Source organism: Thermaerobacter subterraneus DSM 13965 (assembly GCF_000183545.2).
Lineage (GTDB): Bacteria > Bacillota > Sulfobacillia > Thermaerobacterales > Thermaerobacteraceae > Thermaerobacter > Thermaerobacter subterraneus.
On sequence record NZ_JH976536.1, the window covers coordinates 52263 to 75782 of the forward strand.

Consider the following 23520-nt stretch of genomic DNA (forward strand, 5'->3'; position numbering starts at 1 on the left):
GTGACCGGTTATCTTCTGGCGATCTTGGCCGCCCTGGCAGGCGGAACGTCCTCCTGGTGGCTCTCAGGGTGGGGAGCGGACGCCCGGCAGCGGTGGCGCCGCGTCTTGAGGATGGGGCCCGGGAGGTGGCTGCCAGGCCCGGCCGCCCGGCCCAAGGTGGCGCTGTGGGCAGAGCGTTGGCCTTGGCCGTCGCGCCCGCCGGCCGGCGCGGACCTGGTGCTGTTGCTGCGTCGCGCCGGGTGGCACCGCTGGGCCGGGGACGACCCGCTGGCCTGGGCCTGCCGCGCCCTGGGGGCGGCCGCCTGGTCGGGTGCCCTGGCGGGAGGGCTGGTGGCCCTCGGTGTCCTGGCGAGCGGCGGGTTCGGCCCGGCGGCCTGGCTCTTGCCGGCCGCGGGTTATCTGGCCGGCCGCCGGTGCCTGCTCGTCCTGCTGGCTGCGGCCGGCCGGAGACGAGCTACCCGGGTTCGGGTGGGTTTGCCCGGGTGGCTAGAGGACATCGCTCTGGCCGCCCGCGGCGGCCTCAGCCTGCGCCAGTCCATCGAGGTGGCCAACGACGTGGGGGAGGGGCCGCTGGTCGACGACGCCCGGGATGCCTTCGCCCGCATTCGCGCCGGACAGCCCCTGCGCCAGCCCCTGCTGGAACTGGCCCAGCTCTACCCCCATCCCGAGGTCACCGTAGCCCTGCGCACCCTGGTGGAGGCCGAGGTCCGTGGCCTTCCCTTGCCCCAGACCTTGGACGAACACGTGCGCCTGATGCGGGCCCTCCTGGCCCGGCGCTGGCAGCGCCAGGCCGACAGCCTTCCGTTCTGGCTCACGGTGATCACCATGGGGCTGCTGTTGCCCCCGGTCCTGGTTGTGGTCCTGCTGCCCAACGTGATCCAGTTCCTGCGGCTCTACCACTAGCGTGAACCGTAGAGGCTGGTCACCTGGTCCTGAGGAGCGCGGCTGGACAAGCCAGGCCCCTGCCGGAGGGGGCAGCTCTTGGGTGTGACCACCGGTCACGACCATCGCCCGGCTGGGGACCGAAGGGTTCTTCAGGGCGGGAAAGGGGGTGATGCGGGCCCAGCCCTCAACCGAACCCCGGCCGCGGCCGGGTGGCCCCCGCGGCCGGGTGGTGGGCGGCCTAGACGGTGGCCACCGATCACCCTTGCACGGAGGAGGTAGGAACCGGTGGCATGGATGGCGATGCGAACGTTGCCGGCCTGGTTGGGCCGGATCCGGTGGCGGCGCAAGCCTGGGACCCGCGGGGGCGGCCAGGAGGGTGCCGCCTCGGCCGAGTACGCCCTTCTGCTGGCCCTGGTGGTCATCGTGCTCATCACGGCCCTCACGGACCTGGGAAGTGCAATTCAGGCCCGCCTGGAGGGGATTACCGATGCCCTGACCGGCGCAGGCGGCTGACAACCCGACCGGGCCGGGTGGTCCACGATCGCGGCATCGTGCGGCGCCGGGCGGAACGGGGGGCCGCCGCTGCAGAGTTTGCCCTGGTGGCCGGCCTGCTGGCGCTGCTGGTGTTCGGCCTCTTCGACCTGACGGTCCTTCTCAACCGGCAAATCGTGCTGGTTCAGGCGGCGCGGGAAGGTGTCCGCCGCGCCATGGTGGAGGGTGGCGACACGCCGGAAGTGCGCGAGGTCATTGCCCGGCAACTGCGGGCGGGTGGAATCGACCCCGCCGCCGTGGCGGTGGCCATCGAACCGCGGCGCCCGGCTTATGGTAGCCCCTTGACGGTCCGGCTGCAGCTGACGGTTCGTCCGGTCACGCCCGTCCTGCGCCGGTTCCTGCAGAGTGGTGTACCCCTGCAGGTCGAGATGAACGGGCGCAACGAGCGCATCCGGCCGCCGGGGACATGAACCCCCGGGTCGCCCACCCGGCCCGAGGGGGCCCGGGCGGGACAGGCCCGGGGCGGCCGTCAGACCTCAGGGGAGGACCGCGGCGGCAGAAGAGGAGCGCCCCCAGCCGGTACGACGTCCCGGCCGGTTCTTTGAACCGGCCGGGACCCACCGGCGGGCCGGAGACGTCTTGGGGCGACGGGTGCCAGATAGAGCGGCGCCTCGTGCCGGCTGCAGGCCCGTGCCGACGGCGGCCCGGCGACGAGGGCTGCGGGACGTGCCCCTTCGCCGCTGCCGGCCGGCCGCGAAGCGAGGGCTGAGGAGACCGGAAGAGGCCTCCCACGGGGGGATCGGCCATGGAACCACCTGGAGGGCGGTGCCGGACCACCGCCGGGCGGGACCCGCAGGGTGGGGCGGTGGGCGCGGCCTTCCTGCTCCTATTGCCGGTGATTCTGGCTGCCCTTGGTCTGGTGTTGGACGGGAGCCGGCTGGTACTGACCCGGGCCCACGCCCAGGCGGTGGCCGACTTCGCCAGCCTGGCCGGGGTGCAGGAGGTCGACGAAGAGGCCCTGGCCCGCGGCGAGCCGGCCTTGCGGGCGGGGGCAGCGGCGGCCACCGCGCGCCTTTGGGCGGAAAGCGGGTTGCGGCGGGCATTTGGAGAGGAAGTGGCTCGGCGGGCGGTGATCGAGGTGGTGGTTATCAACGGCTCGCCCTCCCAACCCCGCCGGCATCCCTGGTCGGGACGCAGGGTGGAGGAACCCACCGTGGGCGTGCGGCTGGTCGTTCCGGTGGCACTGGCCTGGCGTCCAGCGGCCGGTGCCGTGCGCCTCACGGTGGCGGCAGACGCCAGCGTGGCCCGGGCGCCTTGATCGTGAGGGCGGCGGCACGAGGTCTTTCAGTCCAGGCGGGAGGGCAGAGCCGGGCCGGGTGGGGCCGGGTAGAGCGGGGCGAAAGGCAGCGGCATCCACGGGGCGGCACTTCCCACCCCGCCGCCGGTGCGCTGCCGGTTCGCAGCGCCATCTTCCTTGGCCCCTGTGGCCAGGGCGGGCCCGTTCAATACCTTGCCATGACTGCCACGGCATGGTGACGATGGACTTGAATCGACCTCGACCGTCTAAGGCACAAATGGGAGGAACGAAACAGCCGAAACCGTCGAGACAGTAGCATTGGATTTCGGGTGATACGGGATCGGTTTGAGGGTCCTGCGCGACGGCATGTCGTACGATGGGACATATGAACCCAGGGGGCCATTGTAGGGGAAACATTTGCAGTATACACGGGAACGCCAGGACGACGGCCTCCCGACCCCTCGAGAAGCGCGGCCGGAAACCGTCACCACCGCGGGGACACGGTGGTAGCCTTACCCAAAGGCCCGCATCATGGGAGTCCGGTGACCCGATGCACATGGCAGCCACAAAACGTGCCCTGATCCCGCCATCAAATCCCATTTGACCGCCGCGCCCATTTCCTGACCAGCAAGACACCGCCCTTTCAGCCTGCGGGCGGGACGGCCCAGCGAAGGGCTCGTCCAGCCGTGTTCTGCCTTGCTGCGGCGGTCGTGCGGCAACCGGATGGGCAGGATTTGCACAGGACATGTATCCCGGCGTCGTGGGACATCGACGAAAACCCGCTTTCCGGCCGTGTTGTGCCCCAGGTTCCGAAGATCGGATCCTTGGAACCAACGTAGGGGGACAATCCGGGAGTGAAGTGAGCCCGCCAAGTTCCCAGACTTCGTCATGGCCTTTTGCATGGGTGATGCCATACCCCTTGTTAACCTTGAACGTCACGTATAATATACGCAGCGGGTCCAATATCCTTCGGGAGCGTGATGGTACGTGGCCATTGAATGGATCCGGAAGTCGGACGAGCGGGAAACCCGCAGTGCGGGTGCGCTGGCTGTTCACATTCTTCCCAACGCGGTGAGCCTTTCGGCCAGCCTGCGGGAAGCACTCATGTCGACTAACGGAAAGAAGCCCGGCGTCTATGTGCTGTTCGGCGTCAAGGGCCAGAAGCTGGCCCTGGTGAAGGCCGAGCCCGACGATCGGGATGCGTGGTACTTCAACCCCAAGACAGGACGCACCCACAACAAGAAGTTGCTTGCCCTGCTGGCGGAGAAGGGCTTCGGCCAGGGCCGCTACATTATGGAATGGAACAAGCGGGCCAAGTGCTATCTCTCCGTGGAGGCCCAGGCCATCACGCCCCGCCGGCGCCGCACCGCCCGGGCGAGCGCGTAACCGCGGGGACCTGGCCGGGACTCCGGAACCCTGGCGTGCAGGGCCCGGCAGGGCCCCGGCCGGCCAGCAGTGGCGCTTAGACCCCGGAGTTCAATCACCCGTCCACGTTGAACGCGGAGGACCGCTGCGGTGATGCTTGATGCTCGCTACCCGCCTCGCCGCGCGGTCCTCCATGCTCTCAAAACCGCGGGCGGGTGCGCGTCGCCCCGTTTCACCGGGTGGGCGGCTGGCGAGGATGGCACCTGGTGAGGCCTAGCCCCATGCCGCATCGGGGCACCGCCGGCCTCCTCCGGCGGTGGTGGGGCGGCCCCTCCGTGGTGGTATGATATCCTGGATCTGGCGCGGGGCCGGGAAGCTGACACCCGGTGCGGGGTGTGGCACCTGGTTCAGGCAGGGCTGCTGGTGGCCCGTTGGGCCCGCGCCGCACCCTGGGCGCCGGGGGCCGGAAGCCGCTGCGCGCCCTGGTGCGGGGCCCGGTTCGGCCGCTGCCACGGGAAACGATGCCGGTCCACCCGGTGGTGCCGTCGGGTTGCACAAAACGCCGGCAGCGCCGGGGAAGCGCGGCAGGCCGGGGACCGCACCGCAGCCCGGCGGCGCACCCCCGGCCCCGCCGGGCACCGGCGGCAAGGAGGGCGGCAACCACCTTCATGCGAATCGGGATGTTCAGCGACAGCTACACGCCGTACATCAGCGGCGTGGTGCGCTCCATCCAGACCCTGCGACAGGGGATGGAAAGGGCGGGCCACGAGGTGTACGTGTTTGGCCCGCGCTATCCGGCGGCCCTGGGCGGTCCGGGCGACCCCCAGGAGGAATCGCGGGTGGTCCGCTTCCCCTCGGTAGCCGCACCCCTGTATCCCCAGTTTCGCATCCCTGTCCCGCGCCAGAGCCGGGTGCGGGAGGCGGTGGCACGCCTGGGCCTCGACATCCTGCATACTCACACGCCCTTCGTCATGGGGCGCATGGCCCTGGATGCGGCGCGCATGCTGAACCGGCCCCTCTGCTTCACCTTCCACACCCGCTATGACGTCTACCTGCGGCACTATGCACCCGGTGCGGGCTCCGTGCTGGCCCCGGCGCTGAACGCCTACGTGCGCCGCTTCTGCAATGCCTGCCAGCTGGTGATTGCGCCCACCCGGGCCATCGCCCGGGAGGTGGCCGCGCTGGGGGTGCAGGCGCCCATCGAGGTCGTCCCCACCGGCATCCCCGTGGGACGGTTCGCGGGGGTCGATCCCACCGAACGGATGCGGGTGCGTTGCCAGCTGGGGTTCGCCAGCCAGGACGTCGTCTTGCTGTACACGGGGCGGCTAAGCCGCGAGAAGAACCTGCCCCTGCTGCTGCAGGCTTTCCGGTTGCTGGCGGCCGAGCGGCCGGCGGCACGCCTGGTGCTGGTCGGCGACGGCCCCCTGCGGGAGAGCATGGAGCGGGCGGTGGCCGCCTGGGGCCTGTCGGGCCGGGTCCGGCTTCCAGGGGCCGTACCGCCTGAGCGGATCGCCGCGTTCTACCGCGCCGCCGATGTCTACGTGTTCCCGTCGGTGACCGAGACCCAGGGGCTTGTGGTGATCGAAGCCATGGCCGCGGGCTTGCCCGTGGTCGCGGTGGCCAGCGAGGTGTCCCACGAGGTGGTGGCGGCAGGGGAAGCGGGACTGGTGGTGGCAGACGAGGCGGCCGAGCTGGCCGCCGCTTGCCGGCGCCTGGTGGACGACCCCGCGCTGCGCGCCAGAATGGGCCGGGCCGCCCAGCAGGCGGCCCAGGCATACGATAGCGATGTGATCCTGGCGCGCATCCTGAAGCTGTACCAGGAGCTTCTGGCGGAGACCCGGCGGCGACCTGCCGCCGTGCCGTGAACGACGGGCCTTGGCCATGGCACCGCGGACCGGCCGGTACCGTGCCCCGGCCCGGGCCGACAGCCGGGTGCCGTAGACCTGCCCGCGCCGTGCCGTGGCGGGCGGCCCGGGCGCTGCGGTCCGCCGGCCGCCCGAGATCGGGTGGCCGCTACCCCGTCTCCGGGGGCGCTGCCGGCCCCGAGGCGGCCGGCCCGGCGCGCAGGGGGCCGTCGCGCAGGGGGCCGGCGCAGCGCGCCACGGTGCGGGGCGCCACGCCGCGGGCGTGAGTCGCAGGCGCTACCCCGGACCCGGTTGCTCCGCGCGGCGGCACCGCCGCACGGAGCGGCCGGGGCGAGCAGCCGCTGCGGGTCATTCGGTCTCGGGCAGGGTTTCCTTCAGCCGCTGAAGCTCCTGTCCGAGTTCTTCCACCTCGCGGCGGGCCAGGTCGAGGAAGAATTCCAGCTCCTCGCGGCGCTGCGGGTCACCCTGCTCCAGCTGGCGGCGGCACTCGTTGTAGATGTCAAGGGCACGGTCGACCCGCTCCCGCAGTTCCTCCAGCCGCTCCCGGGGACTGGAGGTGGCCGCCGGCTCGTGCGGGTCCAGGACCGCCTCCAGCCACGGGGGCCGCGGGCCGGTATCCAGGGCCAGGTAGATGTCGATGTCCCGCTCCGCCAGGACCGAGATCAGCAGCACCGGGTCGGCCACCTCGGTGGTGCCGACCCAGGCCCGGAACCAGCGCCCCGTCCAGATGCGGGCATGGGGGGTGGCCAGGACGATGCGCGCTGCGGCCGGGTCGGCCCCTTCGGCGGCGGCGACGAAGTGGAGGCGATCCAGGCGCGCGGCCAGAAAGCCCAGCAGCATCATGAGGCCGGGGTGCTGGGGGAGCATCCGCGAGAGGTTCATCAGGGCGATCATCTTCTCCCGTTGCCGCTCCATCTCCCTCGCCTCCTGAATCTAAGTGTACACCGCGAAGGGGAAAGGGGGACCCGGCATGGCAGGACCCGGAACGGCGGGCCCGGTTCCACCGGTGGAGGTTGAGTGCTGGACCCTTCATGGCCAGCGGCGCCGCTATCCCGCCGAGCAGGTGCGGTTTCGCCCGGCCGTCTACGGCGTGGCGGTGGATGGAGGCCGGGTGCTGCTGGGACGATCCGCCTTCACCGGCCGGCTGGACATTCCGGGCGGCGCCGTGGAACCTTGGGAGTCGCTGGAGCAGGCCCTGCGCCGCGAGTTCCGGGAGGAAACCGGGGTCGAACCCGAGCCCATCGAGCTCTTCCACTTCACCGAGAACTTCTTTGCCTTTTTCAACCACCCGTTCCACTCCCTGCGGTTCTACTACCTGGTCCGGGTTCCCGCGGGTGCCACCTTCACCCCGCAGCCCGGCGAGGTGACGGAGGTCTCCTGGGTGGATCTGGCCATGGCGCCGGCCGACGCCTTCGCCCCAGGGGATCGGGAGATCCTGGAGAAGGCCGTCCGCAGGGCCGCGGGCCGGCGGTGAGGGACACCGCCAGGACGCCGGGGTGGCGGGGCGGGACGCCTCCACCGGTCGGCCCGGCGGCGAGCTCCGGGAAGGGCCGGCGCCGGGCGCGAGTTCGTCCCGGGCTGCTGGAGAAGCGGCCCGCCGCGGGGGCGCACCGGTGGGGACCCGGAGGGACCGTCCCGGAGCCGGGCCCAGCCCGGGCCCTCCTGGCGAGGGTTGTGGCCCCGGGCAGGGAACCGCCCCGGGCTGTCGAATGGCAGTGCCGTTCCGGCCGGTCCGGAGCGGGCCCCACCGCCGCCCGCAGCCGCCGGAGGCCAGGAAGGAGGGCGTCCTTTGAGCGGGGATCGCACCGCGGCGGGCGGGTTGCGCCGCACCCCCCTGTACGACGAGCACCTGGCGCTGGGAGCGCGCATGGTCCCCTTTGCCGGCTGGGCCATGCCGCTGCAGTACACCGGCATCATGGAGGAACATCGCGCCGTCCGCCAGGCCGCGGGACTCTTCGACGTAAGCCACATGGGCGAGATCGAGATCTCGGGGCCTGGCGCCCGCCAGGCGCTCCAGCGCCTGGTGACCAACGACGTCGAGCGGCTGGCTCCCGGCCGCGCCCTGTACACGGTGATGTGCACCCCCGAGGGGGGCATCGTCGACGACCTGCTGGTCTACCAGGTGGCCGAGCAGCGCTACATGCTGGTGGTCAATGCGGCCAACACCGCCTCCGACCTGGACTGGGTGCGGGAGCACGTGGCCGGTCCTGAGGTGACCGTGGCCGACCGCAGCCTGGAGACGGCCCTGATCGCCCTGCAGGGGCCGCGGGCCCAGGCCATCCTGGCCCGGGTGACCGACGGCATCGACCTGGAGTCCCTCCGCCCCTTCCATTTCGTGGGCGGCTGGGAGGGCATGATCTCGCGCACCGGCTACACCGGGGAAGACGGTTTCGAGATCTTCCTCAGCTGGGAAGGCGCCCCCGCCATCTGGCGCGGAATCCTGGCGGCCGGCCAGGACGAGGGGCTGGTGCCGGCGGGCCTGGGCGCCCGGGACACCCTGCGCTTCGAGGCCTGCCTTCCCCTGTACGGCCAGGAGCTGGACCGGGACACCAGCCCGCTTGAGGCCGGGCTGGATTTTGTCGTGAAATGGGACAAGGGGCCGTTCATCGGCCGCGAGGCGCTGCTGCGCCAGCGGGAGCAGGGCCTGCGCAAGAAGCTGGTGGGTCTGCGGCTGCTGGAGCCGGGGGTGGCCCGCACCGGCTACCCGGTCCTGGACGACGAGGGGCGGGAGGTGGGCCGGGTGACCAGCGGCACGGTGGCGCCGACGCTGGGGGCCAGCCTGGCCCTGGCCTACGTGCCGCCGTCCCTGGCGGTGCCGGGCCGGCGCCTGGCGGTGGGCATCCGCGGCCGGGCCGTGGCGGCTCAGGTGGTCGAGACCCCCTTCTATCGCCGGCGGCGGGGAGGTTGATGAGGGTGGCCCACGAGGTGCCGGAAGGCCTGTACTACACCGAGGAGCACGAGTGGCTGCGGGTGGAGGGCGAGGAGGGCGTGGTCGGCATCACGGCCTACGCCCAGGACCAGCTGGGGGATGTGGTCTTCGTCGAACTGCCCCAGGTGGGCGCCGAGTACCGGGCCAAGGAGGCCTTCGGCGTCGTGGAGTCGGTGAAGACCGTCTCCGACGTGTACATGCCCGTTTCGGGGCGGGTGGTGGCCGTCAACGGAGCGCTGGCCGACCGGCCCGAACTGGTCAATCAGGATCCTTACGGCGAGGGCTGGCTCGTCCGCATCCAGATTCTCAACCGGGACGAACTGGCCGGGCTCCTGGATGCCGCGACCTACCGCCAGCGCACCAGCTAAGGCAGGGAAAGCCATCATGGCGATCAGCTACATACCCCACACCGGCGAGGACCGGCAGGCCATGCTGGCCGCCCTGGGCATCCGGTCGGTGGAAGAGCTGTTTGCGGACATTCCACCGGATCTCCGGCTGCAGCGGCCCCTGGCCCTGCCGCCCGCCCTCAGCGAACCCGAGCTGGTGGCCCACCTGGAAGGACTGGCCGCCGCCAACACCGGGGCGGCCAAGGTCTGCTTCCTGGGGGGCGGCGTCTACGATCACTTCATCCCGTCGGTGGTCCCCTACCTGGCCGGCCGGGGAGAGTTCGCCACCGCCTACACGCCCTACCAGCCCGAGGTCAGCCAGGGCACCCTGCGGGCCATCTTCGAGTTTCAGACCATGGTCGCCGAGCTGGCCGGGCTCGACGTGGCCAACGCGTCCATGTACGACGGAGCGACGGCACTGGCCGAGGCCGCCTTCATGGCCGTCAACATCGCCCGGCGGGAGCGGATCGTGGTGCTGGGCGGCGTGCATCCTGAGGCGCGCCAGGTGGTGGAGACCTACGCCGGCGGGCAGGACCTTCCCGTCACGGTGGTGCCCGTGGACCCCGGTCTCGGTACCACGGACCTCAAGGCCCTGGATGAGGTGCTGGCTGCGGGCGACAGCGCCTGCGTGCTCCTGCAGCAGCCCAACTTCTACGGGTGCCTGGAGCCCGCGCCCGAGATCGCGCGCCGGGCCAAGGCGGCAGGCGCCCTGGTGGTGGTCAGCGCCGATCCCGTCAGCCTGGGGCTTCTCGAGGCACCCGGCCGCTACGGTGCCGACATCGTGGTCGGCGACGGCCAGAGCCTGGGCTTGCCCATGGCCTACGGAGGACCCCACTTCGGGTATCTCGCCTGCCGGGGCGAGTACGTCCGGCGCCTGCCGGGGCGCATCGTCGGGCGGACCCTGGACCGCGACGGGCGGGAAGGGTACGTGCTCACCCTCCAGACCCGCGAGCAGCACATCCGGCGGGACCGCGCCACGTCGAACATCTGCACGAACCACAGCCTGATGGCGTTGACCGCCACGATCCACCTGGCGGCCCTGGGCCCGCGGGGCCTGCGGCGGCTGGCCGAGATCTGCCTGCACAAGGCCCACTACCTGGCGGAGCGGATCGAAGGACTCCCCGGGTTCCGCCGCGTGTTCCAGGCCCCCTTCTTCAAGGAGTTCGCCGTGGCTTGTGAGCGGCCCGACTTCGACCCCGCCGCCGCCGCCCTGGCGGCCGGCTACCTGGTGGGACCCGACCTGGGCCGCTGGGAGCCCGAGCGGCGGGGACAGCTGCTGGTGGCGGTCACGGAGCGCCGCACCCGCCAGGAGATGGACGGCCTCCTGGCGGCCTGGGGGGTGAGGGAATGATGGACCACGACCAGCCGCAGCGTCCTGGCGGACCCCAGGCGGCCGCCGGGGTGCCCGCGGGTGCCCAGGCGGCGGAGGGCGTGCCGGCCGGGCCCCAGAACCGGGGACCGGTGGCGGACCGGGGCTCGCCGGCGCCGGCCGCCATGGCGGCCGGAACGGCGCCCGGGCAGGCCGAACCCGCCCCCGTGGGGGCCGAGCCGGAGCCGCTGATCTTCAGCTACAGCCGGCCCGGCCGCGGGGGCATGGTCTGGCCCGAGCCCGACGTCCCGGTGCGGCCTGTGGAGGAACGGGTGCCGGCCGAACTGCTGCGCCAGGAGGCCCCCGCCCTGCCGGAGGTGGCCGAGGTCGACCTGGTCCGGCACTATACCCGCCTGAGCCAGATGAACCACGCCGTGGACACCGGGTTCTACCCGCTGGGCTCGTGCACCATGAAGTACAACCCCAAGGTGAACGAGCGGGTGGCGGCCTTGCCCGGCTTTGCCGGCCTGCACCCGTACGTGCCCGACGAGCTGGCTCAAGGGGCGCTTCGGCTCATGTGGGAGCTGGAACGGGCGCTCTGCGAGATGGGCGGCATGACCCGGGCCACCTTGCAGCCGGCGGCCGGCGCCCACGGGGAACTGACGGGCATCCTGCTGATCCGGGCGTATCACCGCGCCCGGGGCCAGGGCCACCGCCACAAGGTCATCGTGCCCGACTCCGCCCACGGGACCAACCCGGCCACGGCCGCCATGGCCGGCTACCGGGTGGTGGAGGTGCCCTCCGACGCCCGGGGCGGGGTCGACCTCGGCGCCCTGGAGGCCGCGCTGGACGACGACGTGGCCGCCCTCATGCTGACCAACCCCAACACCCTGGGGCTCTTCGACGAGAACATCCACCGCATCGCGGAGATGGTCCACGCCGCGGGCGGGCTTCTCTACTACGACGGCGCCAACGCCAACGCCATCCTGGGCATCTCGCGCCCGGGGGACATGGGCTTCGACGTGGTCCACTTCAACCTGCACAAGACCTTCTCCACGCCCCACGGCGGCGGCGGGCCCGGGTCGGGCCCGGTCGGCGTGAAGGAGGAGCTGGTGCCCTTCCTGCCGGCGCCCCTGGTGGAGCGGGACCCGGCCACGGGCCGGTTCTACCTGGACTACGAGCGGCCCCAGGCCATCGGGCGGATGCGTTCCTTCTACGGCAACTTTGCGATCCTGGTCCGGGCCTACACCTACATCCGGGCGCTGGGGGCCGAAGGGCTGCGCCGGGTCAGCGAGGACGCGGTGCTCAATGCCAACTACGTCATGCGGCAGCTGGCCGGCCTGTTCCGGCTGCCCTACGACCGCACCTGCATGCACGAGTTCGTCCTCTCGGCCGCCAACCTCAAGGAGCGCACGGGGGTACGGGCCCTGGACGTGGCCAAGCGGCTGCTGGACTTCGGGATCCACCCGCCGACCATCTACTTCCCGCTCATCGTGGAAGAGGCGCTGATGATCGAGCCCACGGAGACCGAGAGCAAGGAGACCCTCGACCGCTTCGTGGCCGTCATGCGCCGGATCGTACGGGAGGCCCAGGAGGAACCCGAGGTGGTCCGGCAGGCGCCCCACACCACGCCGGTCAGCCGCCTGGACGAGGCCCTGGCGGCGCGGCGGCCCGTGTTGCGCTGGCGGCCTGAAGGGGAGGACGCGCGATGAGCCGCGGGGAGGAACGGGTGCCGGGCGCCCATGACCGCGCCGGCGAGGCCGGTCAGGGAGTCCGGGAGGGAGAGGCCCGCCGCCCTGCGCCCGGACCCGAGCCCGGCTCGCGTCCGGGCGGCGGTGCGGTGGAGGCGTCGTTGCGGGCGCGGATCCGGCAAGTGCCCGGCTATCCGGTCCCGGGGGTGACCTTCCTTGACATCACCCCGCTCCTGGCCGACGGGGCGGCCCTGGGCCAGGCGGTGGAGGCCCTGGCCGCGGCCGTGGCGGGGATCGAATTCGACCGGGTGCTGGGTATCGAGGCCCGCGGGTTCATCCTGGGGGCACCGCTGGCGGTGCGCCTGGGCAAGGGCTTCATCCCCGCCCGCAAGCCGGGCAAGCTGCCCCTGGAGGTGGCCCGCCAGGAATACCAGCTGGAGTATGGCCAGGCGGCCATCGAAGTCCACCAGGACGCCATCCGGCCCGGCGACCGGATCCTGATCGTCGACGACGTCCTGGCCACCGGAGGAACCAGCGCCGCTGCCGCCGCCCTGGTGGAACAGCTGGGCGGCCGGGTGGCCGGATTCGCCTACCTCATCGAGATCGTTGCCCTGGGGGGCCGCCGGCGCCTGGGAGATCGCCCGGTGCGGGTCGTCCTGCCCTCCTGAGGAGCGGATCGGCCGGGCGGGCACGGGCCCGCGGCCCGGCCCCGGCCCGGGGGCCGGGCCATTCCATGCCCCCGGGCCAGGGGCCGGAGGATTCCATGCCAGGGGAGGCGAAGGATGATGGCCTTGACGGTGCCCGCCGATCGCGCAACCCAGACGGCCCAGCGCCTGGCACGGCTGCGGGAGCGGATGGCGGCAGAGGGACTGGAAGCGGTCTGGATCGGCAGCCCGGCCAACCGCCGTTACCTGAGCGGCTTTTCGGGCAGCTCGGGGTGGCTGCTCATCACCGCCACCGGCGCCCAGCTGTGGACGGACTTCCGCTACCTGGAGCAGGCGGCCCAGGAGGCCCCGGGCTATGAGGTGGTGCGCCACGAGGCGCAGGTGTACGCCCACCTGGCCCGGCACCTGCAGGAGGTGGGGGTCCGCCGGCTCGGCTTCGAGGCCGAGCACGTGCGCTACGGCGACTGGCAGCGCCTGCGGGCGGCCCTGCCGGAAGAGGTCGAGCTGGTGGGCATCAGCGGCTGGGTCGAGCAACTGCGCCGGGTGAAGGATGAGGTGGAACTGGCCCTCATTCGCGAGGCCGCGCGCCTGGCCGACGAGGCGCTCCTGGAGGTCCTGGCGGGGCTGCGGCCGGGGGTCACGGAGCGCCAGCTGGCGCTGGAGCTGGAGTTCGCCATGCGCCGGCGCGGGGCGACGGCGGCGGCCTTCGACCTGATCGTGGTCTCGGGCCCGCGCTCGGCCCTGCCCCACGGGCAGCCGGGGGATCATGCCATCGAAGCCGGCCAGTTCGTCACCCTGGATTATGGGGCCGTGGTGGGCGGGTACTGTTCCGACTGCACCCGTACGGTGGTGGCCGGACGGGCCACGCCCCGGCACAGGGAAATCTACCAGGTGGTGCTGGAGGCCCAGCGCCGCGCCGTGGCCGCCATCCGGCCCGGGGTCAGCGGGGCGGAGGTGGACCGGGCCGCCCGCCAGGTGATCGAAGAGGCCGGCTACGGCGACCGGTTCGGCCATGCCACGGGCCACGGCGTGGGCTTGGAGGTCCACGAGGGTCCCCGCCTCTCGGCCCTGGCCGAGGAGGACCGGCTGGAACCGGGCATGGTGGTGACGGTGGAGCCCGGCATCTACATTCCGGGGTGGGGCGGCGTGCGCATCGAGGACCTGGTGGTCGTCACCGCCGACGGCGGCGAGATCCTGACCCGGGTCAGCAAGGAGCTGCTGGAGGTGGGCGTGGCCTGAAGGCAGGCCGGGGCCTGCAGGCGTGCCCGGAAGGAGGCTGGAGGCATGATCCAGGCAGGGGATTTCAAGAACGGGATGACCGTGATCATCGACGGCCAGGTGCACCAGGTGCTGGAGTTCCAGCATGTCAAGCCCGGTCGCGGCCAGGCCTTCGTGCGGGCCAAGATCCGCAACCTGGAGACGGGGGCCACGGTGAACCGCACCTTCCGGCCGGACGAGCGCTTCCCGCCGGCGCCCGTCGAGAAGCGGGAGATGCAATACCTGTACGATGCCGACGGCCAGTACTTCTTCATGGACACGGAAACCTACGACCAGGTGGGCCTGAGCGCCGCCCAGCTGGGGGACGCGGTCAACTTCCTCAAGGAAGGCATGGTGGTGAAGGTCCTGCAGACGGGGGAGAAGACCCTGGGCGTGGAGCTGCCCACGGCCGTCGACCTCAAGGTGGTGGAGACGGAACCCGGGGTCCGGGGCGATACCGCCCAGGGCGGGTCCAAGCCGGCCCGGCTGGAGACCGGAGCCGTCGTGCAGGTCCCCCTCTTCGTCAACGCCGGTGACGTGATCCGGGTGGACACCCGGACGGGCGAGTACGTGGAACGGGTTTCCTGAGAGCCGCCCGCTTCCCCCTCGGCCAGACCCGGCAGGAGGCGCGACTATGGCGCCCGCCTGCCGGGCACATTTTTTATGAGAAGGGGGGCGACGCCATGGCCCGCTTGCGCCAGCGGGTAGCCTACCTGAACGGGCTGGCCGCGGGACTGAACCTGTCCACCCAGTCGGCCGAAGGCCGGGTGCTGGCCGGCATCATCGAGGTCCTGGATGCCATGGCCGAGGAAATGGAACGGCTCGACGGGCGGTTGGGCGAGCTGGCGGAATACCTGGGCGAGCTGGACCAGGACCTGTTCGACCTGGAAGAGGCTGTTAGCGGCGAAGGGACGGGCGACGGCGACCTGTGGGACGAAGAGGACCTTCCGGAGGCGGCGGACGGCGAGGCCGGCGACCAGGACGAAGAGGCGGCCCCGGGGGACTTTGAGGGGGCCCTGGTCTTTGACGCCGGCATCCCCACCCGCCACCGCGAGGACGGCACCGGGCCCGGACGAACGCAGCAGGAGGACGGGCAGCTGGTGGACGGGCTTTTGCTGGAATGTCCCCACTGCGGCACGCAGTATGCCGTCGCCATGGACGATCTGGAGTTCGACCGGGAGCCGGAAGAAGACGAGAACGAGTTCGAATGGGTCTGCCCCCACTGCGGGGAGGTGGTCCACGACTTTCTGCCCGACGCCGACCCCGACGACAGCGACGACCCGCTGGAGGCGGGAGCCCGCCAGACCGCAGCCATGGAGCGGCCTGCGGGCGACGGCGCCGCCGCCGGGGTCCCGCCCGGGCGCCGGGAATCCGGGACGAGCGCGGCCCCGGTGGCGCCAGCCGGTGCCGGCACGGCGGCCGCCCCCGCCGGTGGCGCCACGCCGGTGGCCCCCTTCTAGCCCGGCCATCCGCTTCCCCTCGATGCCGATCCCGTTCCCCTGGCCGCAGCCCGGAGGTGCTCCGGGCTGCGTTTTTCTGCTGCTCCCCGGCGGCCTGTGTTAAAGGGGTCAAGCCCCTCATATACCTGGGAACGAGGTTGGACAGGGAGGCAAGCCCATGGCCACGGACCGGCACGCCACGGCCTGGCGGCCAACCTTCGCCACCCGGAGCCGGCCGGGTGCGGAAGCAGCGAGCGCGGCGGTCGGGGCTCCTCGGGAAGGAAGGGGAGCGGGCGCCGCCGGCGGCCCCGGCGGGATTCCGGGCGGCCCCGGCGCCGCTTCGGGCGCAAGAGCCACCGCCGCTCCGGGCGGGAGAGCCGCCCCCGGTCCGGATGCCGCCTCCCCGGGGGCGGAAGCCACGTGGGCGTCGCTGCTCGAGTCCCTGGCGCCCGCCCTGGCGGAGCGGCTCCGGCGAGTGCCGCCCCAGGTCCACCGGCAGGTCGACGAGGTGCGGGTGGTGGCCGGGTCCCCCGTCTGGCTGCTGCTGGCCGGGGGCGAGGGTTTCGTGGACGCTGCCGGGCGGCTGGTCCCCGTCCCCGGCCAGGCCCCGGCGGTGACCCCGGCGGAGGTGGCGGAATGCCTGGAACGCATGACGGCCAGTTCCTGGTACGCGGTGCAGGAACAGGCCCGGCAGGGGTTTCTCACCCTTCCCGGCGGGCACCGGGTGGGGCTGGCCGGAGAGGTCCAGGTGGAAGGGGGCCGGGTGGAGCGGTTCCGCCGGGTGCGCGGCCTGGTCATTCGCCGGGCGCGCCCGGTCAGCGGGTGCGCGACCCCCCTGCTCCCCTACCTGGTCGAACCCGCCCGCCCGGGCCCGTGCCTGGCCAGCACCCTGCTGATCGGCGCGCCCGCCAGCGGCAAGACCACCCTGCTGCGGGATCTGGCCCGGCTGGCCAGCGCGGGCGTGCCCGGGACCCTGGCGGGCCGGCGGGTGGCGGTGGTGGACGAGCGGGGAGAGCTGGCCGCCGGCGGTGCCTTCGACCTGGGACCCCGGACGGCGGTCCTCGAGCACTGCCCCAAGGAGGCCGGCATCCCGCTGGCCCTGCGCGCCCTCTCCCCGGAGGTGCTGGTCACCGACGAGCTGGGGGGACCCCACGATGCCGCAGCCGTGGCGGAAGCGGTCCACGCCGGGGTCACGGTGGTGGCCACGGCCCACGCGGGCAGTGTGGCCGACCTGGAGGCCCGGCGGCAGCTGCGGGCCCTGGAAGCAACCGGCGCCTTCCGCCGTCTGGTCCAGCTGACCCGCCACCCCCGGCCCGGGACGGTGGAAGCCGTCTACGCCCGGGGTCCGGGCGGACGCTGGATCGCCCTGACATCCGGCGGGAGGGGGTGACGGGCATGGGGTGGCTGGGTTTTGCCCTGGTGCTGCTGGCCTGTTCGGCCTGGGGGTGGCAGCGGGCAGCCGAGCTGGCCCGGCGACCCGGGGAGCTGAGGATCCTGCGCAGCGCCCTGCAGGCCCTTGAAAGCGAGATTGCCTTCGGGGTGACGCCGCTGCCCGAGGCCTTCGGGCGCATCGCCCGGCTCTACCCCGAACCGGCCGCGACCTTGTTCCGGCAGGCGGCCGCCCTGCTGGCGCCGCCCCGGTCCCAGACCGCGGCGGCTGTCTGGGAGGAGGCGGTGGACGCCCTGGCCCGCACGAGCGCCCTGACCCGCGAGGATGGTGGCATCCTCCGGGCCCTGGCCCCCTACCTGGGGGCCACGGGCCGGGACGACCAGGTCCGTCACCTGCGGCTGGCCATGGCCCGGCTGGAGGCAGCCGAGACCCTGGCCCGGGACCTGGACCAGCGGTGGGGGCGGCTGTACCGCTACGGCGGCGTGCTGGCGGGGGCCTTCATCGGGCTGCTTCTGCTGTAGCGGCGCGAGGGGAGGAGGCGCGGCGGTGATCGACCCCAACCTGATCCTGCGGCTGGCCGGCATCGGCATCATCGTCACCGTGGTCTACACCTTGCTGAAGACCGCGGGACGGGAGGAGTACGCCTTCACCGTCCTGCTGGCGGGACTGGCGGTGGTGCTCTGGATGACGGTCCAGGTCATCGTCGAGCTGTTCGAGACCATCCAGAACCTCTTCGATCTGGGCTGAGAGCCATGACCGTCGCCCAGGTGGTCGGCATCGCCCTGGTGGCCAGCGTTCTGCTGGTGCTGCTGCGGCAGGCGCGGCCGGAGTGGGCGCTGCTGCTGAGCATCGTCACCGCCGTGGCCGTGTTCCTCCTGCTGGTGGACGACATCGCAGCGGTGATCCGCGTCCTCCAGCAGGTGGCGGACCGGGCCGATCTGGACGCCCGCTACACCGCCACCCTGCTGAAGATCGTCGGCGTGGCCTACCTGGCCGAGTTCGGCGCCCAGCTTTGCCGGGACGCCGGCGAATCGGCCCTGGCCGCCAAGGTCGAACTGGCGGGCAAGGTCGTGATCCTGCTGCTGGCCGTGCCCATTCTCATGGCGGTGCTGGAGCTCCTGGTCGGCCTTCTGCCGGCCTGACGCGGGCCAGAGGGGAGGTGGCGGACCGTGGCAGCAGTGGCGCGGGGGCAAGGGCTGCAGGTGAAGGCCGGGAGGCCGGCGGTGCACCGGCGCCGGGGCTTGCGGCCTCCATCCCGGGGATGGCCGGCCGCATCCCGGACCGGCAGCGGACCCGCCGCCGGCCCGGTCCTGGGCCTCTGGGCCCGCGGTGCCCTAGCCCTCCTCGTGCTGCTGGTGCTGCCCTTCCTACCCGGGACGGCCCTGCTGGCCGGGGCCGCCGCCCCGGCCCCGGGTGCCGGCCCGAGCCCGGCCGATGAGGGCGCGCCGGCGGGGGCGGGACAGGGAGCGGGGCGACCCCTCCCCTGGACCGCCGGCCTGGCGGCCGGTGCCGTGCCGGTCCAAAGCCCCCGGGCCGGTACCCTGCCGGCCGCACCGGCGGGGAGTGGAGGCCCGGGGTCCGGGGGGATCGCGGCCAGCCCTTCCGGAGGGACCGCGGCCATCCCCGGACCGGCGGCGGCCGCCCCGCCCGCTTTCGTTGACGTGGAGCAGCTGGCCCGGGAGCAGTGGGAGGAGACCGAAGGCGCCACCGGTTTCCTGGAGGCCCTGGACCGGGTGCGCCAGCAGGTGGGGGAGGCCATCCCCGGCCTGGACTGGGAGCACACCCTGGACGCCCTGCGGCGCGGCGAGCTGCCCTGGAGCGCCGGCGACCTGCTGGGGGCCCTGCTCCGGGCTCTGGCCGGCGAGGTGCTGACCAACGGGGGCCTGCTGCTGCGCCTGCTGGTGCTGGCGGTGCTCCTGGCGGTCCTGCAGGCCATCGAGAACGCCTTCGACAACGAGGCGGTGGCCCGGGCCGCGTATGCGGTGACCTATCTGGCGCTCATCGCCCTGGCCCTGGTCAGCTTTCGCGATGCCCTCACCATCAGCCAGCAGGCCATCCGCGGCCTGGTGGACTTCCTCCTGGCCAGCCTGCCGGTGCTGCTGACCCTCATGGCGAGCACCGGTGCCCTGGCCACGGCCGGGATCCTCCACCCGCTGGTGGTGGCCACCGCCCACACGGTGAGCGTCATCGTGGGCCAGTGGGTCCTGCCCCTGATCTTCCTGGCGGCGGTGGTGGACATCGCAGGGCACTTCCCGGTAGGAAACTCCCTCTCCGGCCTGTCCCGGCTGCTGCGCCAGGCGGCGCTGGTGATCCTCGGCCTGGCCGGCACGGTGTTCCTGACGGTGGTGGCCATCCAGGGCGCTGCCGGCAGCGTGGCCGACGGCATCGCCCTCCGGACGGCCAAGTACCTGGTGGGGACGTTCATCCCGGTGGTGGGCGGCATGCTGTCGGACTCGGTGGAACTGGTGGTGACGTCCTCCCTGCTGCTGAAGAACGCCGTCAACCTGCTGGGCATGCTGGCGGTCTTCGCCCTGGTGGCCTGGCCCCTGCTCAAGCTGGTGGCCCTGGTCTTCGTCTACCGCCTGGTGGCGGCGGCGATCCAGCCCGTGGGGCCGGGGCACGTCGCCGGGGCCCTGCAGTCCATGGGCGACCACCTGGTGCTGGTGGGGGCGGCCACGGCCGTGGTGGGGCTGATGTTCTTCATCGTCATGGCGGTCATGCTGGCGGCGGGCAACGCCGCCGTGATGATGCGCTAGGAGGGCCGGCATGGGGGCGCTCAGCGACTGGGTTCGCCAGGTGGTCATGGTCCTCGTCCTCACCGGGGTGGTGGAGCTGGCGCTGCCCACCGGGGCCCTGCGCCGGTACGTCCAGGTGGTGCTGGGGCTGCTGGTGCTGCTGGCCATCGTGCGTCCGGTGCTGGCCTGGCTGGGCAGCGAGCCGGCGACCCTGGTGCCGGCGTGGCAACAGGTCTTAGAGGGCATGAGCGCCGGGCCGGGCCGGGCAGGCGGCCCGGCGGGGACCGTGGGTCCCCAAGACCTCCAGGCGGCCCGGGACCGGACCCGCAGCCTGGCCCTGGACCTGCACCGGCAGCGGCTGGTGGCGCTGATCCGGGATGAGGTCCGGGCGGTGGTGGGCACGGAGCCCCTGGCCATCGACCTGGACCTGGTCACCGACCCCGGTTCGCCCCGCTGGGGAGCGGTGACCGGCCTGACCGTCCACCTGCCCGCCCGCCGGCCGGCGCCCGCGCCGGGGGGCTTCCCGCCCGGTGCTTCCCCGGACCCGTCCAGCGGCCCGGCCGCCCCCGGCGATTCCGCACCGGACCAGGGTCCTCCCGGGCCGGGTAGCGCCGTCCGCCCGGTGGAACCCGTCCGCATCCCGCCGGTGGTTCCGTCAGGGAGCAGCGGGCCGCCTGCCCCGGGCGGCGCGCCGCAGGGTCGGGGAGGGCTGCCGGCGGGTCCTGACCTCGCGTCCGGCGGCGGGCCGCTCCCCGCAGCGGAGCGCCGGGCGCTGGCCCAGCGCCTCCAGCAGGCCCTGGCCTCACGCCTCGGCCTGGATCCGGCGGCCGTGGGGGTGGTGTGGGTGGAAGCCGTGGAGGGAGGTGATGGCGGTGGCCCAGGGTGACGGCCGGCGCCCCGCCCTGGCGCTGGCCCTGGACTGGCGGGATCCCCGCCGGCGACAGCAACTGCTGCTCGCCGCCGCCCTGATGGTGGGCGTGGGCCTTCTGGTGGCAGGCCAGTGGCGCCAGGGGGGTGCGGGCCCGGCGCCGGCGGTGGCACCGGCTGGGACCGGGACCGCTTCCGCCCCCGCTGCGACGACGGACCCGCTTCAGCCCATGGCCGCGGATCTGGCGGCGCGGCTGGAGGCGATCCTCTCCGGCGTCCAGGGGGCGGGCCGGGTCCAGGTGGAGGTGCACCTGGCCCGGGGACCTCGCTACGAATATGCGGCCAACCAGGTGGCCACCGAACGCCGGATCGAGGAACAGGATTCCGGCGGGGGCCGCCGGACGACCACCGAGCAGCGCGACGAGCGCCAGCTCTTGAGAGGAGGGGGGGACGAAAGGGCACTGATCAGCGAGGTGGACGCGGTGGAGATCGCAGGGGTCCTGGTGGTCGCCGAAGGCGCCGCCGACCCCGATGTCCGCGCCGCCCTGACCCAGGCGGTGGCGACGTATCTGCACCTGCCCCTGCACCGGGTGATGGTGCTGGCAGGGCAACCCAGCCTATGAGGAGGGAACGGGCATGACCAAGGCTCAGGCGGCATCGCCGGCACGGTTTCTCGTCTTCCTGGTGGTGGTGGCAGTGGTCTTTGCCTACATCGCCGCCAAGTGGGACGACTTCAACCACCAGAGCGCCCTGTACGACGGCAGCTCGGGTGTGGCCAGCTGGGATCAGCAGGGTACGGGGACCGCGGATCTGAGCGGCGGCCCCTCCGGTGAACCCGGTTCCACCGGGTTGCCGGGCGGCGAGGCGGGTGCGGGGGCCACCGGGAGCCAGGCCGGTGCCGTGCCCGACGTGGAGGCGGGCAGCTTCGCTGAGCTGCGGGTCCAGCGCACGGCGATCTATGACCGGCAGATCGAGCAGCTGCAGGCCATCGCCGGCGACCCCAACGCCAGCGCCAGCGCCCGCGAGCAGGCCCAGCAGGCCCTGGTGCAGCTCACCCAGCGCCAGGGGGTCGAGCAGCAGATCGAGCAGCTGATCAAGAGCAAGGGCTATGAGGACGCGGTGGTATTCGTCTACGACCAGGCCGCCATCGTGGTGGTCAAGGCCGACCGGTTCGCCCAGGCGGACGCCGCCCGCATCGCCGACATCGTCCGCCAGGTCACGGGCATCGGGTATGAGGGCATCCGCATCGTCACGCGGAACAGCTGAGAAGGGCCGGCATGCTGCCGCGCGGGCCGCCCTTCCGGGCCGGACCCGGCGCTGGCGGGGCGGCGCCCCGCCCCGGGGCCGCCGCCCCGGGCGTGCGCGGCCGCGGCAACCGCGGCTGGCCGCGGTTGCCGCGGCCGCTGTATAATGACAGCGCTGCGGCGGTTCCGGGAGCCGGCCCCCGGGGCGCGGGAGGTGGCGCGGATGGAGGAGCAGGGCGAATTTCTTCCCCTTCCGGGCGAGGATGAGGGAGGCCACGTTCGCATCGCCAGCGAGGTGGTCAGCGTCATCGCCGGGATCGCCGCCATGGAGATCGACGGCGTCGCGGGGATGGCCAGCGGCGGCCTGGTGGGCGGCCTGTCGGAGATGCTGGGTTGGAAGAACCTCGGCAAGGGCGTCAAGGTCGAGGTGGGCGAGCGGGAGTGCACCATCGACCTGTTCATGATCGTCCACTACGGGGTGCGCATCCCGCAGGTGGCCGAGCGGGTGCAGGATAACGTCAAGCGGGCCGTCGAAACCATGACCGGGCTGCGGGTGCGCGGCGTCAACATTCATATTCAGGGTGTGGCCTTTCCGGAGGCCCAGCGGGAGCAGGAGGCCCGGGCCAGGTAGGGCCTGCCAGGCCGGGGGCCTGCGGCTGCGGCCCCCGGCCGGCGCCGGCAGGGGCAGGATCCCGGACCGGCCCCCAAGCCCCTGGGGCTGGGATGAACCCCGTGACCTCCCGGTTCCGGGTCTTCCCCGCCGCGGCAGCGGTGGACAGGCCCTGCGGCCCGTTCGGCCGTGCCCTGCCGGGACGGCGGGGTCCCACACCCGGAGGGGGGCAGCCGATGGCCCCGTGGAACGCAGCACTGGCGGTAGTGAACTCCCTGCTCCTGGCAGGCGTGGGCGGGGTCTTGCTGGCGGCTGGCCTGGCGGGCTGGCTGCCTCCGGGCACCCTGCCGCCCGCCTGGTTGCCCGGACCGCCCGCACCCGGCGGGTGGCTGGTCGCTATCGTGGGCTTGGCGTTCGTCCTCAGCGGGCTGCATGTGACCTACCACGCCTTGCGGCCCCGCCGCCGGGACGCGGTGTCGGCGGCTACGGAGCTGGGGGAGATCCGCACCGCCCTGGCGGCGGTGGAGGAGCTGGCCCGCCGCACCGGGCTGCAGGTCCCCGGGGTGCGGGACATCCGACCGCGGGTCCAGGCCGGACGGGATGGCATCCGGCTCCGGGTCCGGGCGGAGGTCCTGCCGGATCATCCCATTCCCGATGTGGCACCGCAGCTTCAGGCGCGGCTGCGGGAGGCGGTGGAGACCATCGTGGGTGCCCGGGTCGCGGAGGTCCGCGTGGTGGTCGAGCGGATCGCTGCAGAACGGCGCCGCCGGGCCGAGTGAAGCCGGCGCTCCGGGTGGCGCCTTGCCGGCGTTGAGGGGACCCGGCGGGCCGGAAGGCGGTGGGGATGTGGAGGACGACCGGGGGTTCTGGCAGCGCCATGCCGGCAAGATGGCCGGGGCGGCAGCGGGCTTCCTCGTCGCCCTGCTGGTCAAGTGGATCGGCCTCGGATGGACCCTGCTCGGCTTGGCCCTGGCCTGGCTGGGCCTCCAGGTGGGCAGCCGCATCGACGAGGGCGACTGGGAATGGCCCGAGGCCTGGGAGCGGCTCTGGAACCGGTGGAGCAAGCGGGCTTGAAAGGCGGTTCCTCCGGTCCC

The 23520-nt window shown here is 72.9% G+C and carries 27 protein-coding genes; 26 read left to right on the forward strand and 1 reads right to left on the reverse strand.

Translation table 11 applies throughout. The features are described from left to right. The 6 genes from THESUDRAFT_RS10400 to THESUDRAFT_RS10425 all read left to right on the forward strand — a co-directional run bounded on the left by THESUDRAFT_RS10400 (position 1) and on the right by THESUDRAFT_RS10425 (position 5904). Positions 1-903, forward strand: a complete 903-nt coding sequence (locus THESUDRAFT_RS10400) for a type II secretion system F family protein (protein ID WP_006904748.1) — start codon at positions 1-3, stop codon at positions 901-903. Between the two features lie 276 nt (positions 904-1179). Beyond that, complete coding sequence (locus THESUDRAFT_RS10405; RefSeq protein WP_242823417.1) at positions 1180-1398, forward strand: Flp family type IVb pilin; 219 nt, start codon at positions 1180-1182, stop codon at positions 1396-1398. Positions 1399-1415: 17 nt separating this feature from the next. Then, complete coding sequence (locus tag THESUDRAFT_RS10410; protein ID WP_006904750.1) at positions 1416-1847, forward strand: TadE/TadG family type IV pilus assembly protein; 432 nt, start codon at positions 1416-1418, stop codon at positions 1845-1847. A 335-nt stretch (positions 1848-2182) separates the two neighbouring features. Further along, positions 2183-2695, forward strand: coding sequence for a Tad domain-containing protein (locus THESUDRAFT_RS10415; RefSeq protein WP_006904751.1), 513 nt, complete (start codon positions 2183-2185; stop codon positions 2693-2695). A 966-nt stretch (positions 2696-3661) separates the two neighbouring features. Beyond that, positions 3662-4060: a hypothetical protein gene (locus tag THESUDRAFT_RS10420; RefSeq protein ID WP_006904752.1), complete on the forward strand. Its 399-nt coding sequence runs from the start codon at positions 3662-3664 to the stop codon at positions 4058-4060. A gap of 647 nt (positions 4061-4707) precedes the next feature. Next, a complete protein-coding gene (locus THESUDRAFT_RS10425; protein WP_006904753.1) occupies positions 4708-5904 on the forward strand; it encodes a glycosyltransferase in 1197 nt (398 codons plus the stop codon). Between the two features lie 348 nt (positions 5905-6252). Here the strand turns inward: THESUDRAFT_RS10425 and THESUDRAFT_RS10430 are convergent, their stop codons facing one another. Further along, entirely contained in the window at positions 6253-6819 is a 567-nt protein-coding gene (locus THESUDRAFT_RS10430) for a hypothetical protein (RefSeq protein WP_006904754.1), read from the reverse strand. Positions 6820-6874: 55 nt separating this feature from the next. Between THESUDRAFT_RS10430 and THESUDRAFT_RS10435 the strand changes: the two genes are divergently transcribed. The 20 genes from THESUDRAFT_RS10435 to THESUDRAFT_RS10530 all read left to right on the forward strand — a co-directional run bounded on the left by THESUDRAFT_RS10435 (position 6875) and on the right by THESUDRAFT_RS10530 (position 23500). After that, on the forward strand, positions 6875-7378 hold the full coding sequence (locus THESUDRAFT_RS10435) for an NUDIX hydrolase (RefSeq protein WP_006904755.1): 504 nt from the start codon (positions 6875-6877) through the stop codon (positions 7376-7378). A gap of 315 nt (positions 7379-7693) precedes the next feature. Beyond that, the gene (gene gcvT, locus THESUDRAFT_RS10440) at positions 7694-8812 is read left to right on the forward strand and encodes a glycine cleavage system aminomethyltransferase GcvT (RefSeq protein WP_006904756.1); all 1119 of its coding nucleotides are present in this window, start codon (positions 7694-7696) and stop codon (positions 8810-8812) included. Positions 8813-8817: 5 nt separating this feature from the next. After that, on the forward strand, positions 8818-9201 hold the full coding sequence (gene gcvH / locus THESUDRAFT_RS10445) for a glycine cleavage system protein GcvH (protein ID WP_006904757.1): 384 nt from the start codon (positions 8818-8820) through the stop codon (positions 9199-9201). Between the two features lie 16 nt (positions 9202-9217). Further along, positions 9218-10570, forward strand: a complete 1353-nt coding sequence (gene gcvPA / locus THESUDRAFT_RS10450) for an aminomethyl-transferring glycine dehydrogenase subunit GcvPA (protein ID WP_006904758.1) — start codon at positions 9218-9220, stop codon at positions 10568-10570. A gap of 143 nt (positions 10571-10713) precedes the next feature. Beyond that, on the forward strand, positions 10714-12240 hold the full coding sequence (gene gcvPB, locus THESUDRAFT_RS10455; RefSeq protein WP_083855452.1) for an aminomethyl-transferring glycine dehydrogenase subunit GcvPB: 1527 nt from the start codon (positions 10714-10716) through the stop codon (positions 12238-12240). 128 nt (positions 12241-12368) lie between these two features. Continuing rightward, complete coding sequence (locus tag THESUDRAFT_RS10460; RefSeq protein WP_040827726.1) at positions 12369-12887, forward strand: adenine phosphoribosyltransferase; 519 nt, start codon at positions 12369-12371, stop codon at positions 12885-12887. A gap of 117 nt (positions 12888-13004) precedes the next feature. Further along, a complete protein-coding gene (locus THESUDRAFT_RS10465) occupies positions 13005-14123 on the forward strand; it encodes a M24 family metallopeptidase (protein ID WP_006904761.1) in 1119 nt (372 codons plus the stop codon). 45 nt (positions 14124-14168) lie between these two features. Beyond that, a complete protein-coding gene (gene efp / locus THESUDRAFT_RS10470) occupies positions 14169-14729 on the forward strand; it encodes an elongation factor P (RefSeq protein ID WP_006904762.1) in 561 nt (186 codons plus the stop codon). A gap of 95 nt (positions 14730-14824) precedes the next feature. Further along, entirely contained in the window at positions 14825-15601 is a 777-nt protein-coding gene (locus THESUDRAFT_RS13580) for a CD1247 N-terminal domain-containing protein (protein WP_006904763.1), read from the forward strand. A gap of 157 nt (positions 15602-15758) precedes the next feature. Further along, positions 15759-16970 carry a hypothetical protein gene (locus tag THESUDRAFT_RS10480; RefSeq protein WP_006904764.1) on the forward strand — a complete coding sequence of 404 codons (1212 nt, stop codon included), beginning with the start codon at positions 15759-15761 and terminating at the stop codon, positions 16968-16970. 5 nt (positions 16971-16975) lie between these two features. Then, a complete protein-coding gene (locus tag THESUDRAFT_RS10485) occupies positions 16976-17491 on the forward strand; it encodes a stage III sporulation protein AB (RefSeq protein ID WP_006904765.1) in 516 nt (171 codons plus the stop codon). A 25-nt stretch (positions 17492-17516) separates the two neighbouring features. Then, on the forward strand, positions 17517-17717 hold the full coding sequence (spoIIIAC, locus tag THESUDRAFT_RS10490) for a stage III sporulation protein AC (protein ID WP_006904766.1): 201 nt from the start codon (positions 17517-17519) through the stop codon (positions 17715-17717). Between the two features lie 5 nt (positions 17718-17722). Then, positions 17723-18112 carry a stage III sporulation protein AD gene (gene spoIIIAD, locus THESUDRAFT_RS10495; protein ID WP_006904767.1) on the forward strand — a complete coding sequence of 130 codons (390 nt, stop codon included), beginning with the start codon at positions 17723-17725 and terminating at the stop codon, positions 18110-18112. A gap of 27 nt (positions 18113-18139) precedes the next feature. Next, positions 18140-19726 (forward strand): stage III sporulation protein AE, encoded by a 1587-nt coding sequence (spoIIIAE, locus tag THESUDRAFT_RS10500; RefSeq protein ID WP_006904768.1) that lies wholly within the window; start codon positions 18140-18142, stop codon positions 19724-19726. A 10-nt stretch (positions 19727-19736) separates the two neighbouring features. After that, positions 19737-20591 (forward strand): stage III sporulation protein AF, encoded by an 855-nt coding sequence (locus THESUDRAFT_RS10505; RefSeq protein WP_006904769.1) that lies wholly within the window; start codon positions 19737-19739, stop codon positions 20589-20591. Then, positions 20572-21195: a hypothetical protein gene (locus THESUDRAFT_RS10510; RefSeq protein ID WP_006904770.1), complete on the forward strand. Its 624-nt coding sequence runs from the start codon at positions 20572-20574 to the stop codon at positions 21193-21195. Before THESUDRAFT_RS10505 ends, THESUDRAFT_RS10510 begins: the two co-directional genes overlap by 20 nt. 13 nt (positions 21196-21208) lie before the next feature. Continuing rightward, a complete protein-coding gene (locus tag THESUDRAFT_RS10515) occupies positions 21209-21838 on the forward strand; it encodes a SpoIIIAH-like family protein (RefSeq protein WP_006904771.1) in 630 nt (209 codons plus the stop codon). A gap of 201 nt (positions 21839-22039) precedes the next feature. Further along, positions 22040-22447 carry an Asp23/Gls24 family envelope stress response protein gene (locus THESUDRAFT_RS10520; protein WP_006904772.1) on the forward strand — a complete coding sequence of 136 codons (408 nt, stop codon included), beginning with the start codon at positions 22040-22042 and terminating at the stop codon, positions 22445-22447. Positions 22448-22662: 215 nt separating this feature from the next. Then, complete coding sequence (amaP, locus tag THESUDRAFT_RS10525; protein ID WP_006904773.1) at positions 22663-23205, forward strand: alkaline shock response membrane anchor protein AmaP; 543 nt, start codon at positions 22663-22665, stop codon at positions 23203-23205. Between the two features lie 67 nt (positions 23206-23272). Further along, positions 23273-23500, forward strand: a complete 228-nt coding sequence (locus tag THESUDRAFT_RS10530; RefSeq protein ID WP_006904774.1) for a DUF2273 domain-containing protein — start codon at positions 23273-23275, stop codon at positions 23498-23500. The last annotated feature ends 20 nt before the right edge of the window (positions 23501-23520 follow it).

What these genes read in the sequence shown, in the direction of transcription:
- THESUDRAFT_RS10405 (WP_242823417.1), top strand. Translation starts at nt 1,180, where the DNA reads ATGGCGATGCGAACGTTGCCGGCCTGGTTGGGCCGGATCCGGTGGCGG.
- THESUDRAFT_RS10415 (WP_006904751.1), top strand. Translation starts at nt 2,183, where the DNA reads ATGGAACCACCTGGAGGGCGGTGCCGGACCACCGCCGGGCGGGACCCG.
- THESUDRAFT_RS10425 (WP_006904753.1), top strand. Translation starts at nt 4,708, where the DNA reads ATGCGAATCGGGATGTTCAGCGACAGCTACACGCCGTACATCAGCGGC.
- THESUDRAFT_RS10430 (WP_006904754.1), bottom strand. Translation starts at nt 6,819, where the DNA reads ATGGAGCGGCAACGGGAGAAGATGATCGCCCTGATGAACCTCTCGCGG.
- THESUDRAFT_RS10435 (WP_006904755.1), top strand. Translation starts at nt 6,875, where the DNA reads ATGGCAGGACCCGGAACGGCGGGCCCGGTTCCACCGGTGGAGGTTGAG.
- gcvPA (WP_006904758.1), top strand. Translation starts at nt 9,218, where the DNA reads ATGGCGATCAGCTACATACCCCACACCGGCGAGGACCGGCAGGCCATG.
- gcvPB (WP_083855452.1), top strand. Translation starts at nt 10,714, where the DNA reads ATGGCGGCCGGAACGGCGCCCGGGCAGGCCGAACCCGCCCCCGTGGGG.
- THESUDRAFT_RS10465 (WP_006904761.1), top strand. Translation starts at nt 13,005, where the DNA reads ATGGCCTTGACGGTGCCCGCCGATCGCGCAACCCAGACGGCCCAGCGC.
- efp (WP_006904762.1), top strand. Translation starts at nt 14,169, where the DNA reads ATGATCCAGGCAGGGGATTTCAAGAACGGGATGACCGTGATCATCGAC.
- THESUDRAFT_RS13580 (WP_006904763.1), top strand. Translation starts at nt 14,825, where the DNA reads ATGGCCCGCTTGCGCCAGCGGGTAGCCTACCTGAACGGGCTGGCCGCG.
- THESUDRAFT_RS10480 (WP_006904764.1), top strand. Translation starts at nt 15,759, where the DNA reads ATGGCCACGGACCGGCACGCCACGGCCTGGCGGCCAACCTTCGCCACC.
- THESUDRAFT_RS10485 (WP_006904765.1), top strand. Translation starts at nt 16,976, where the DNA reads ATGGGGTGGCTGGGTTTTGCCCTGGTGCTGCTGGCCTGTTCGGCCTGG.
- spoIIIAD (WP_006904767.1), top strand. Translation starts at nt 17,723, where the DNA reads ATGACCGTCGCCCAGGTGGTCGGCATCGCCCTGGTGGCCAGCGTTCTG.
- THESUDRAFT_RS10505 (WP_006904769.1), top strand. Translation starts at nt 19,737, where the DNA reads ATGGGGGCGCTCAGCGACTGGGTTCGCCAGGTGGTCATGGTCCTCGTC.
- THESUDRAFT_RS10510 (WP_006904770.1), top strand. Translation starts at nt 20,572, where the DNA reads ATGGCGGTGGCCCAGGGTGACGGCCGGCGCCCCGCCCTGGCGCTGGCC.
- THESUDRAFT_RS10515 (WP_006904771.1), top strand. Translation starts at nt 21,209, where the DNA reads ATGACCAAGGCTCAGGCGGCATCGCCGGCACGGTTTCTCGTCTTCCTG.
- THESUDRAFT_RS10520 (WP_006904772.1), top strand. Translation starts at nt 22,040, where the DNA reads ATGGAGGAGCAGGGCGAATTTCTTCCCCTTCCGGGCGAGGATGAGGGA.
- amaP (WP_006904773.1), top strand. Translation starts at nt 22,663, where the DNA reads ATGGCCCCGTGGAACGCAGCACTGGCGGTAGTGAACTCCCTGCTCCTG.